General features: G+C 58.7%; 13 protein-coding genes and 1 pseudogene. 7 read left to right on the forward strand and 7 right to left on the reverse strand.

The features are described 5' to 3' along the window. Nucleotides 1-52: 52 nt before the first annotated feature. Both CKO36_RS03910 and CKO36_RS03915 read left to right on the forward strand, forming a co-directional pair. Nucleotides 53-337 (forward strand): BPTI/Kunitz-type proteinase inhibitor domain-containing protein, encoded by a 285-nt coding sequence (locus CKO36_RS03910; RefSeq protein ID WP_200280812.1) that lies wholly within the window; start codon nucleotides 53-55, stop codon nucleotides 335-337. A gap of 33 nt (nucleotides 338-370) precedes the next feature. Continuing rightward, on the forward strand, nucleotides 371-1,252 hold the full coding sequence (locus CKO36_RS03915; protein WP_200280815.1) for a hypothetical protein: 882 nt from the start codon (nucleotides 371-373) through the stop codon (nucleotides 1,250-1,252). 3 nt (nucleotides 1,253-1,255) lie between these two features. On the opposite strand, the gene CKO36_RS03920 is transcribed toward CKO36_RS03915, so the two are convergent. From CKO36_RS03920 to CKO36_RS03950, 6 genes and pseudogenes are all read right to left on the reverse strand, one after another. After that, entirely contained in the window at nucleotides 1,256-1,828 is a 573-nt protein-coding gene (locus CKO36_RS03920) for an ankyrin repeat domain-containing protein (protein WP_200280818.1), read from the reverse strand. A gap of 140 nt (nucleotides 1,829-1,968) precedes the next feature. After that, complete coding sequence (locus CKO36_RS03925) at nucleotides 1,969-2,832, reverse strand: glycine betaine ABC transporter substrate-binding protein (protein ID WP_200280821.1); 864 nt, start codon at nucleotides 2,830-2,832, stop codon at nucleotides 1,969-1,971. 35 nt (nucleotides 2,833-2,867) lie between these two features. Beyond that, nucleotides 2,868-3,791, reverse strand: coding sequence for an ABC transporter permease (locus CKO36_RS03930; protein ID WP_242469376.1), 924 nt, complete (start codon nucleotides 3,789-3,791; stop codon nucleotides 2,868-2,870). Between the two features lie 24 nt (nucleotides 3,792-3,815). Next, the gene (proV, locus tag CKO36_RS03935; RefSeq protein ID WP_242469377.1) at nucleotides 3,816-5,021 is read right to left on the reverse strand and encodes a glycine betaine/L-proline ABC transporter ATP-binding protein ProV; all 1,206 of its coding nucleotides are present in this window, start codon (nucleotides 5,019-5,021) and stop codon (nucleotides 3,816-3,818) included. A gap of 182 nt (nucleotides 5,022-5,203) precedes the next feature. Further along, nucleotides 5,204-5,775 (reverse strand): annotated as a pseudogene (locus tag CKO36_RS03940) (Uma2 family endonuclease). Nucleotides 5,776-5,897: 122 nt separating this feature from the next. Beyond that, the gene (locus tag CKO36_RS03950) at nucleotides 5,898-7,136 is read right to left on the reverse strand and encodes an ATP-binding protein (protein ID WP_200280865.1); all 1,239 of its coding nucleotides are present in this window, start codon (nucleotides 7,134-7,136) and stop codon (nucleotides 5,898-5,900) included. 366 nt (nucleotides 7,137-7,502) lie between these two features. Between CKO36_RS03950 and CKO36_RS03955 the strand changes: the two genes are divergently transcribed. From CKO36_RS03955 to CKO36_RS03975, 5 genes are read left to right on the forward strand one after another with little or no spacing between them, the layout of a single operon-like run. Then, the gene (locus tag CKO36_RS03955; RefSeq protein WP_200280827.1) at nucleotides 7,503-8,456 is read left to right on the forward strand and encodes a Gfo/Idh/MocA family protein; all 954 of its coding nucleotides are present in this window, start codon (nucleotides 7,503-7,505) and stop codon (nucleotides 8,454-8,456) included. Nucleotides 8,457-8,488: 32 nt separating this feature from the next. Further along, entirely contained in the window at nucleotides 8,489-9,076 is a 588-nt protein-coding gene (locus CKO36_RS03960; protein WP_200280829.1) for an N-acetyltransferase, read from the forward strand. Then, nucleotides 9,073-9,288 (forward strand): hypothetical protein, encoded by a 216-nt coding sequence (locus CKO36_RS03965; RefSeq protein WP_200280831.1) that lies wholly within the window; start codon nucleotides 9,073-9,075, stop codon nucleotides 9,286-9,288. Before CKO36_RS03960 ends, CKO36_RS03965 begins: the two co-directional genes overlap by 4 nt. Before the next feature lie 55 nt (nucleotides 9,289-9,343). After that, entirely contained in the window at nucleotides 9,344-9,547 is a 204-nt protein-coding gene (locus CKO36_RS03970; protein ID WP_242469378.1) for a DUF4160 domain-containing protein, read from the forward strand. 2 nt (nucleotides 9,548-9,549) lie between these two features. Next, complete coding sequence (locus CKO36_RS03975) at nucleotides 9,550-9,858, forward strand: DUF2442 domain-containing protein (protein WP_200280833.1); 309 nt, start codon at nucleotides 9,550-9,552, stop codon at nucleotides 9,856-9,858. A gap of 66 nt (nucleotides 9,859-9,924) precedes the next feature. Here the strand turns inward: CKO36_RS03975 and CKO36_RS20075 are convergent, their stop codons facing one another. Then, complete coding sequence (locus tag CKO36_RS20075; RefSeq protein WP_207161382.1) at nucleotides 9,925-10,131, reverse strand: hypothetical protein; 207 nt, start codon at nucleotides 10,129-10,131, stop codon at nucleotides 9,925-9,927. Between the last annotated feature and the right edge of the window lie 115 nt (nucleotides 10,132-10,246).

Raw genomic sequence — 10,246 nt, forward strand, 5'->3', positions numbered from 1 at the left:
CCAACAGGCTTTACTTACTCAGGCGTCAACCCTCACAGGAGTCAAACGGAAGATGCTAAAACGCTTCGCTTCCAGCCGCAAGTCGCGGGTCATGGTCGGCAGCCTGGTGCTGTTACTCGGCGGCTGCATGCACAACCTGCAAAAACAGGATCTCATGCACGTCAGCTGCATGAATGCCCCCGATCCTGGCCCCTGCAAGGGAGCGATCCCAGGGTTTTATTATGACTATCCAAGCGACAGCTGCCGGCGCTTTATCTATGGCGGCTGCGGCGGGCAACGGCCGTTTGATTCCATGGAGGCCTGTATCAAAGCCTGTGGCGCCAAGGGAAATCGGTAGGGAGCCACTCACCCACACCGGACATGAACTGCCATGCTGTTGCACGACCCTGAGCTGACTCAATCTGCGCGTCTGCTGAGCCTCCTCCAGTGGATTCTGTTCAGTACCATGCTGTTACTGCCTGTCTGGCTGATGCTGTTTGTCTTCAGCAGCCAAGAGACCGCGCCGCTCAGCCAGCGGCCGCTGACATGGCTCGCACTGGGCGGCTCGCTCATCAGCCTCATCCTCCTGTTGCCGATTGCGCTGATGATCCGCACGCGCCGACGCTTATTACCGGCTGTCGATCAACTCATACAACAGGCGCCGCAGCGCCCCTTGATCATGCAACGCACACTTGGCTTCACTGGCTTGATCGCATGCCGGCAGCCTGGCGGATCCGGCATGTCGGCCACAGCTGCGTCCAGCGCCGGCCCAGCACCCGCCTGGTGGCTCCAGCCCCTGGTGACCAACGACCGCTTACCGCCGCTCGGCAGCCAACCCATTCAGGGCTATTGGCATCCGGCTAGCGTGGAGCGACTCCTGGCCTGGCGGGCTCCCAAGCTCGGCTGGGGGCGCGTGCTGTCGAGTGCTGACATTCGCCAGCAAGGACAACAAATGCTGCTGATAGTGCTTGGCTTTGGCCTGCTCATCCCTCTCGTGATCGGGGTGATGGTCGGGTTTCTGGTCCAGGGAATCATGACGCCTGCGCCCGAATTGGCGGATCTGTCGTCCAGCCAGGGCACGGCAGCGGCCAGTCAGCTTGCAACCATTGAGGCCAGTATCAGCACCACTCAGGCCCAAGTGCAGCATCAGCTTACCGCGCTATGGATCGCCCTTGCCGCCGCGCCACTGCTTTCCCTGGTGCTCGCTTGGCTGACCTGGCGTGCCACGACGCGAATAGCTGCCACGGCACTTGATCCCCAGCAACTGCGCTAGCGCTTAGCGCAGCAGAGCCAATACCTGTTCGTGCCCCTCGGCCGCAGCCCAGTCAGCCGCTGTGCGCCCCTGGAGATCGGGCAGCGTCTTGTCCGCCCCGGCGCGCAACAGCGTCGCGACTACCTCGGCATGGCCGCGCTTGGCCGCCCAGATCAGCGCGGTAAAGCCCTGCGTGCTTTCCTGGTGATCAATCATGGCACCATGGGCCAGCAGGGTTGCAACGATTTGAGCATGGTTGTTCGAGGCCGCCAGCAGCAGCGCGGTATAGTCACCGGTATCGGCCGCATCAACCTCAGCGCCCGCCTCCAGCAGCGAGCGCACCGCATCCAGATGCCCGTTGACCGCCGCCTTCATCAGCGGCGTCCACTGGCAAGTGTCGCGATAATTCGGCTCGGCATCACGGCCCAGCAGCGCATTCAGCGCCTGGGTATCGCCGCTTTCGGCCAGCTGCATGAGTTGCGCGCCTGAATCAGCGCTGTTATCGCCGCAGCCGCTCAACAGCACAACACTCAACAACACAGCATAGCGCGCCGCCGGTACAGCCAGGCTCAGTAAGGGAGAGAATCTTGGTTTCATGGGCCTTAGCTTGGCCCAGACTGTGCAACAGCGGCAATGATGGAACGCAACTGCAACGCTGCACAGCAACAGGGGCGCTTTTAAGCGCCCCTGCTGATTACCTGATCACATGGAAAATGGTCACAAGGGCCAGCTAACGCTTAGAGGTCGCCGGTGACCCAATAGTTAATGCGATCAACATTGTTGTCGATGTACTTATCCACGGCTTCTTCATACGAAGACTCTTGGGCGTCGTACATGCTCGACTGCAAATCATCAAGCGGGATTTGCATGCGCGACAGGAAGCTGGCAGCTTCGATTTGGTCCTGATAGAACCCCTTGCGGGCCATCGCCATGACGCGCTCGTAGCTGCCGAGAACGCCCTTGGGATCATCGAGATAGCGCAGATCATAGGCGCCGAACATCCAATGCGGACTCCAACCGGTGACCACGATCCATTCGTTGCGATCAATCGCGCGCTTCAGAGCAGCCGTCATGGCCGCACCTGAGGAAATTTGCAGGTCGTAGTCCAGGTCATAGTTTTCGATGGCCTGCTTGGACAAGCGTGTCAGGCCCGCGCCTGGGTCGATGCCGGTGATGGTGCCATCGAGCTTTTCCTTGACCTCGTCTTGTTTCAAATCCTCAATCGAGCTCAGCTCATCTTCGGGGATGTAGTTTGGCACCACCCAGCCGAGTTTGGCTTCGGTATAGAGAATACCCAGCGGCACCACGTCATTGCAGACCTTTTCCATATAATCGGCATGGGTGCCAGGCTGCCAGGACATCAGCATCACGTCGATATCGCCATTGGCAATGCCCTGGTACTGCGGGGCAATGTCGGTCTGAATCAGTTCGACATCGTAGTCCAAGCGATCTTCCAGGATTTTGGCCGCCAACTTGGTGACAAACTCGGCGTCGGACCAGGCGGTCCAGCCGATTTTGATGGTGTCCTTGGCCAGGGCCGCAGTGCTGAGGCCAGCGGTCAGCGCCAGCGCCAGCAAGACTTTAAGGCTGTTTTTCATCATAGAGACTCCTTATTCAGTTTTGATTCAGTTTTGGATCAGTTTGGAGATCGAAGAGTTTGAGTATCGGGGTTCCGCCCCGCCCAGCTGCGCAGCCGTTCCACCAATCCAGGGCCGGAGCGGGTGCGGATGTGACCGTAACTCTGGGTGATACGGTCAAGCAAAATCGCCAACAGCACCACGCCAAGTCCGCCTTCAAAGCCGAGACCGACATTCAAGCGCTGAATGCCGGTCAACACGGTATTGCCCAGCCCGCCGGCACCAATCATTGAGGCGATTACCACCATGGACAGCGCCAGCATGATGGTCTGATTGATACCGGCCATAATCGACGGCATGGCCAGGGGCAATTGCACCTTAAACAGCAATTGCGAGCTGGTGCAGCCAAAGGCCTTGCCCGCCTCGACATGCTCGGTACTGACCTGGCGAATGCCAAGATTGGTCAGCCGTACCGCCGGTGGCATAGCAAAGATCAGGGTCGCGATAGCCCCCGGCACCTTGCCAAGCCCAAAGAAAATCGCCGCCGGAATCAGATAGACAAACGGCGGCATGGTCTGCATCAAGTCCAGAATCGGCCGTGCGATCATTTCGACCTTGTCGTTGCGCGCCATGGCAATCCCAATGGGAATCCCAATGGCGAGCGCCACCAGACTGGAAGCAATCACCAGGGCCAGGGTCACCACGGTTTCTTCCCAGATGCCCATACCGAACAACAGCACCATGGCCCCGACAGCGAAGAGTCCGAAGCGCCAACCGACGCGCCAAGTTGCCAGCAGCACAATCAGCGCCGCCAGTAGCAGCGGCGGAAAAAACAGCAGCAGATCTTCAAAGGCGCTGATGATCAAATCCAGACCATCAGCAATCGCATCAAGCAGCGGGGTCAGGTTGTTCTGAATCCAATCGACGCCGGTCTCGACCCAGTCGCCAATCGGAATATCGAAATTCATGCCAGATTCAGCCATACCAAAGGATTCCAAACGCACCGCTCAGGTGGTCTTATCGAGGGTTTGCAGCAAAATAGTCTTGTCGATGATGCCGCGATACTTTCCCTGATCGTCCACCACAGGAATCGGGTATTCGGTGGTCGCGACGCGAGAAAGCACCTCGGAGAGATCCATCTGCGCTGGCGCCGGCTCCACATCCGGAATAAAGGCTTGATCCCAGTGCGCGCCATCGCCTTTCGCCGCTGCAGCAAGGGTATTGACACTCACCATGCCGCGATAGCGATTTTCACGATCAGTGACAACCCCCAGCGCGCGCCCCCGATCCTGCAACTGTGCCAATGCAGCGCGTACATTCACGCCGGTACGCTCGAAAACGATGAGCGCGCGGTTGGAAGCAATGTCGCCAGCGTTGAACACTTTACTGACATCCACGCCATAGAAGAAAGAACGCACATAATCGTTCGCCGGGCAGGTAACGATCTCCTCCGGGGTGCCGATCTGCACCACTGAGCCCCCTTCCATGATGGCGATGCGATCCCCAATACGGATGGCCTCATCCAGATCATGGGAAATAAACACAATCGTATGGGGCTTTTTGTCTTGCAGGCTGACCAATTCATCCTGCATTTCAGTGCGAATCAGCGGATCCAGCGCCGAAAAGGCCTCATCCATCAGCAGGATGGGTGCCTCGGTGGCCAGAGCCCGAGCCAGACCAACGCGCTGGCGCATGCCACCGGAGAGTTCATCCGGATAACTGTCTGCATAGGGCTCTAGGCCAACAGTCGCCAAGGCTGTGATTGCCTGCTCGCGCTGCTGCTGGCCATCAACCCCGGCTACATCCAGCCCAAAGGCGGCATTCTCGGCCACCGTCTTGTGCGGCAGCAGGGCAAAGGACTGAAACACCATGCTCATCTGATGCCGGCGCATGGCAATCAGCTCGTCCTTGCTCATTGCGGTGATATCGACCCCGTCGAGGAAAATGCGCCCGCGCGTGGGTTCGATTAAGCGGTTGATCATGCGTACCAGCGTCGATTTACCCGACCCTGACAGGCCCATGACCACAAACACCTCGCCCTCGCGAATACTGAAGTTGGCCTTTTGCACGCCCACCGTGGTTCTGGTGCGCCGAAAAATCTCTGTCTTATCAAGCCCCTGATCGAGCAGCGTCATCGCCTCATCAGGTGCCGGGCCAAAGATTTTGTAAAGATCCTCAATGACAAGTTTGTCGGGTGTATCAGACATAGACATGCGCGACCCGTCTGGCGCGGTTTACAGCAGTTAAGCGCGACGAAACACGCAAGACACGAATAGAGGCATAAAAGCCCGCAATGGGAACAGCATCGGAGTCGTCCCCCGGCTCCATAAATACCCTAACAGCTCTAACTGACGGATTCAACTTGTTGGCCAGACATGTTGCGAGCGAAGGTTCGCTAGATCCGCACGGATGAAGAACTGCATTCGCCTGCGCTATCCGACAGCGGAACATCTTCGTACAGAGTCTCCAGGGCCACCTCGACATCAATACACGCAAGCCGAAGACTGCCTTGGGTGATGCGCTCGCATCCCCAGCCGTTTGTGTGGCGGTAAATTTCGACTGCGCGCGTGTTTTGCTCGATGAGCAGATACTCACGCAGGCTCGGGATAGTCTGATAGGCAAAGAACTTTTCGCGCCGGTCGATGCGCGCGGTGGAGTCCGAGAGCACCTCGACCAGCAGACAGGGGCTGCGGCGATAATAGGTCTCGCGGTCATCCGGGTCGCAGCTCAGCAGCAAGTCAGGATAGTAGAAGATATCCTGATCGGCGATCCGAAGCCGCACCTTCATGTCATTGGCGAAGAGTTGGCAGGGCGTGCCACGCAGCCGGGGGCGCAGAAGGCGTAGAGGTTGCCGGAAATAAGGCCATGCCGGTCGCTGGCGCCGGTCATGGCATAGATTTCGCCATCAATGTACTCATGGCGGATATCCGCGCCATCCTCGGCAGCGAGGTAGTCATCGACGCTCAGATGAAACTATCGGGCGAGGTTGGTCATGGAGCGCGCATCCCCTTGTTGATCGATTGGTGACTTTCAGCCTGCCGCCCGATTCTACCTCGGGCCGTCAAACAGCGCCCCTCAGCTCGGTGTCGCTATGGAGCAGCGAAACGATACAAGGTCACTTTAAGCGCATCATCGCTCAATCTGAAGACAGGCTCAGTGCCATTGTGGGCGCGCATCGCGGGAATGACCTTGGTACGCACGCCCATGCCGCGCGCTTCCACATAGCCGTAATCACGCAAAATATCCATGATGATGGGATTGCGCGGTGAGCGTTGCCCGGCAATCATTTTCTCGATGGTCATGGCATTCTGCAAGGCGCCAGGGCTGACGATTTCCAGGCGATCAGCATAACAGGCAATCTCGATATCGACCGAGCGCGTCCAGTCGCGATGCGCGAGGGCGTTCATGGCCAACTCGCGCACGGCTTCCCAGGGGTAGTGCCATTGGATTGTGCGCCGCATATCGGCATCGATGCTAGGACTTTCCTCAGTGATGAAGGGGCGCAAGCTGGCCGCTAGCTTTTCGATCAGTCCATCATCGACATGCTGAGTCACCCCGCTGGCTGAACGCTTGCGGCGCGCAATCAGCGGCGCATCGAGGACGTTATCAAAACGGGCATCGTAGGATTTCTCGCTCCCCTTAAAAACCATGACGCGCAACCCAGACTGCCTGAGGGCGTGGCGGGGTTGGATACCAAAGCAGAGCAAGCCGGCGATTGAGGCGGTTTGATGACCACAACCATCCTCGGCCATCAGACCAAGTCCAAGCAGGCGTTGTTGCCATTGAGCCAGGTCCTCTGGGACTTCAGGATCCTGGATAATGTGCCGCAAATAATAGTCAAGCCGGTCGAGATCGAGCTGGTCGATGGTTGTGCCGGAGACAGGCAGGGTTTCCGTATGTAACAGGCCACCGGTGGCGAAAAGTCGGAGTTGTTGTTCGCGAGAGGCGATCTCTGAGCGGTTGCCCATGCGAATGTAAATGTCCTCGCGTCCCTGATGACGGAGGACATAAGGCTTAGACGTTCCGGCCGCCAGGGAGATGATACCGACGCGCAAGCTTTGGTTCCACTGCACTTCTTCGTAAAAGGGGATAATTTGCGGATGAACTTTGTCGCGAAACACGTTCAACACCCATTCCTGAGTGTCCAGGCGCTGCAGGCCACTGACACGGCCATCGTCCTCGACTCCGAGCAAAATGCGACCCCCCTGAAGATTCGCCAGAGCGACAATTTCCTTGGCAAGTTGTTCCGGTCGGATATCATCACGCTTGAATTCAATGCCTGAATTCTCTCCGTTGGCAAGAAGTTCGTCGAGCTCGTGTTTTCGCATCACTTCGTGTATTTTTTTCTTGAGTTATTGGGAAAGTATCGGCAATTCCCGTGGTGCTGTCACCGACCCACCAAGGAAAATTGGAGGTGACGCAAAGAATGCGACCGCTGGCCACTCAGGAATGGGTCCTCGGCGCCCGTACCCAAGGACTGGAGCCGGGAAATCGCCAACCCCTTCTACGAGCGCCTGGCCAGTGATATGGCTGACCACCTAATCCCCGCCCTCACCCCCGGTTTCCATGACCATGCCGACTCACCGACCGAGCCGCACGCTTGAGGTAGCGCATCCTCCAAGCCTTGATTGCACGCGCGCAATCCATTGTGCAAACATACAGCTTCAAAACTCAAACAACCCGCCTGCAGCACCATGCCTAACCCACCCGCCATCTTTGCCCTCATCGGCGCCGCCGGCTTCGTCGCCCCGCGCCACATGCGCGCCATCCAGGACACCGGCCAAACGCTGGTCGCTGCACTCGACCCCAATGACAGCGTCGGTGTCATCGACAGCTACTTCCCGCAGGCGGACTTCTTCACCGAGTTCGAGCGCTTCGACCGCCACATCGACAAGTTGCGCCGCAAAGGCCAGCCGATTGACTACGTCAGCATCTGCTCACCCAACTACCTACACGATGCCCATATCCGCTTCGCGCTACGCAATCGCGCCCACGCCATTTGCGAAAAGCCCCTGGTCCTCAACCCCTGGAACATCGACGGCCTGCATGAGATCGAGGCGGAGACCGGCGCGCGCGTTTTCAACATCCTGCAACTGCGCCTGCACCCCAGCATTATCGCGCTGAAAGACCGCATCCAGACTGCGGGTGTCACCAACCAGGACGTCGATGTCACCTACATCACCTCGCGCGGCAACTGGTATCAGCGCAGTTGGAAGGGCCAACTGGAGAAGTCGGGCGGCATCGCTACCAACATCGGCGTGCATTTCTTCGACATGCTCACCTGGGTCTTTGGTCCGGTGCGCTACAGCACGGTTCACTTAGGCCGCGCCGACTGCGCCGCCGGCTATCTGGAACTGGCCAACGCCCGGGTGCGCTGGTTTCTCTCCGTCAATGCCAATCATTTGCCCGCCGCCGCGCGCGAGCAGAACCAACGCACCTATCGCTCCATCACCGTGAATGGCGAAGAGATCGAATTCTCCGGCGGCTTCACCGACCTGCATACCGAGAGCTATGGCCACATCCTCAACGGCCAGGGCTTCGGACTCGACACCGCCCGCACCGCCGTCGAAACCGTCTACCACATCCGCAACGCTGCCCCGCAGGGCTTGCAGGGCGAGTATCATCCTTTCTGTGCCGACGTCCATTAACCCCGGCGCCGCGCGCGAGCCAATGCCAACTCATGACCACCGAATACCAAGCTCACTCCAGCGCCATTATCGACGAGGGCGCGCGGATCGGCACCGACACCCGCATCTGGCACTGGGTGCATATCTGCGCCGGCGCCCGCATCGGCGCGCGCTGCTCCTTCGGCCAGAACGTCTTTGTCGGCAATGATGTCGTGATCGGCGACAATTGCAAGGTGCAAAACAACGTTAGCTTGTATGACGCCGTTACGCTCGAAGACGACGTCTTCTGCGGCCCCAGCATGGTCTTCACCAATGTCACCAACCCCCGTGCCGCCGTCAACCGCAAGGACCAATACCGTCGCACCCTGGTCCAACGAGGCGCCACCATCGGCGCCAACGCCACTATCCTCTGTGGCGTCACTCTGGGCCAATACTGCTTCATCGCCGCCGGCGCCGTCATCACCCGGGATGTTATGGCCCATGCCCTGATGGCCGGCGTTCCCGCGCGCCAGATCGGCTGGATGAGCGACCATGGCGAACGCCTTGACTTGCCGCTGCGGGGAGAGGGACAAGCCCAGTGTCCCGCGACCGGGCAGCGCTATCGGCTGATCGCTGGGCACATCGCTGAAGCCGCATCATGAAAACCGACTGGCGTACCATTGCAGAGGCCAAGATCGATCCGCATCATCGCGAGCGCCTGGGCGCGCTACTCGAATATTGGTTCATGGAGCGCTTCCGTATTCGGCTGAGTCATTTGTTTAGCATCACCGGATCGGCGCCGACACGCGCATCTGGCACTGGGTGCACATCTGCGCCGGCGCCGTTGTCATGGCCGTACAGGAGAAAAACCTGAATGCCTGAGATCAGTCGCTTTCTTGGCATCATTATCGCGATGTACTACAACGACCATGCGCCGCCCCATTTTCACGCGCTATGGTGATGCCAAAGTCGAAATTGCCATCCAAACGCTATCGGGGCTGGCAGGCAAACTACCACCCAGAGCCATGGGCCTCGTCATCGAATGGGCCAGCCGTCATCAGCACGAATTGCTCGCCGATTGGGAATTGGCGCGGCGGCAAGAGGCACTTAACAAGATCGAACCGCTGGAGTAGCCATGTTCCTAATCGACGTGACGGATGTAAAGCCATTACCTCAACGGCAACTTGCCCTGACCTTCGCTGATGGAGTTCAAGGCATTGTATTCCTTGATGAAATTGCACCCAAATACCAAGGTGTTTTTGCGCCTTTGCTCGATAACGATTTCTTCCAGAAGGTGACATTAGACAAAGAATTGGGCACCGTGGTTTGGCCTAATGGCGCGGATTTGTGCCCAGATGTCCTGTATTCATGCGCAACAGGCCGTCCCCTTGTCGTCACGGGCGAATCTCTGATCAGCCAACCATGTTCGGCATCACCGGCCTGATCCATCTCGACGGCGCCCCCCGTATCGCCGGTCTCCTCAATGTCACCCTGGGTCAATACTGCTTCATTATCCGCCGGCGCAGTCATTACCCGGGATGTCGCAGCGCATGCCCTGATGGCCGGCGTTCCCGCACGCCAGTTCGGCTGGATGAGCGCCCATGGCGAACGCCTTGACTTGCCGCTGCAGGGGGAGGGAGAAGCTCAGTGTCCCGCGACCGGGCAGCGCTATCGGCTGATCGCTGGGAACATCGCTGAAGAACCGGGCCTTGATCATGCCTTGGTCCATTGTTGCTAAGCCGCCACAGGCATCAGGTAGGGGCGCTTTGCCGGTCGAGGTCGTCGTCGAGCCGGCCAAGCCGGCCAAGGCATGCGTTCAAGCACTTGCTCAA

The organism is Rhabdochromatium marinum (assembly GCF_016583795.1).
Classification (GTDB): Bacteria; Pseudomonadota; Gammaproteobacteria; order Chromatiales; family Chromatiaceae; genus Rhabdochromatium; species Rhabdochromatium marinum.

Bases quoted from the DNA above. Each gene is read 5' to 3' on its own strand.
- CKO36_RS03915 (WP_200280815.1), top strand. From the start codon at position 371: ATGCTGTTGCACGACCCTGAGCTGACTCAATCTGCGCGTCTGCTGAGC.
- CKO36_RS03925 (WP_200280821.1), bottom strand. From the start codon at position 2,832: ATGATGAAAAACAGCCTTAAAGTCTTGCTGGCGCTGGCGCTGACCGCT.
- CKO36_RS03955 (WP_200280827.1), top strand. From the start codon at position 7,503: ATGCCTAACCCACCCGCCATCTTTGCCCTCATCGGCGCCGCCGGCTTC.
- CKO36_RS20075 (WP_207161382.1), bottom strand. From the start codon at position 10,131: ATGATCAAGGCCCGGTTCTTCAGCGATGTTCCCAGCGATCAGCCGATA.
- CKO36_RS03930 (WP_242469376.1), bottom strand. From the start codon at position 3,791: ATGGCTGAATCTGGCATGAATTTCGATATTCCGATTGGCGACTGGGTC.
- CKO36_RS03910 (WP_200280812.1), top strand. From the start codon at position 53: ATGCTAAAACGCTTCGCTTCCAGCCGCAAGTCGCGGGTCATGGTCGGC.
- CKO36_RS03970 (WP_242469378.1), top strand. From the start codon at position 9,344: ATGCGCCGCCCCATTTTCACGCGCTATGGTGATGCCAAAGTCGAAATT.
- CKO36_RS03950 (WP_200280865.1), bottom strand. From the start codon at position 7,136: ATGCGAAAACACGAGCTCGACGAACTTCTTGCCAACGGAGAGAATTCA.
- CKO36_RS03975 (WP_200280833.1), top strand. From the start codon at position 9,550: ATGTTCCTAATCGACGTGACGGATGTAAAGCCATTACCTCAACGGCAA.
- CKO36_RS03920 (WP_200280818.1), bottom strand. From the start codon at position 1,828: ATGAAACCAAGATTCTCTCCCTTACTGAGCCTGGCTGTACCGGCGGCG.
- CKO36_RS03960 (WP_200280829.1), top strand. From the start codon at position 8,489: ATGACCACCGAATACCAAGCTCACTCCAGCGCCATTATCGACGAGGGC.
- proV (WP_242469377.1), bottom strand. From the start codon at position 5,021: ATGTCTATGTCTGATACACCCGACAAACTTGTCATTGAGGATCTTTAC.
- CKO36_RS03965 (WP_200280831.1), top strand. From the start codon at position 9,073: ATGAAAACCGACTGGCGTACCATTGCAGAGGCCAAGATCGATCCGCAT.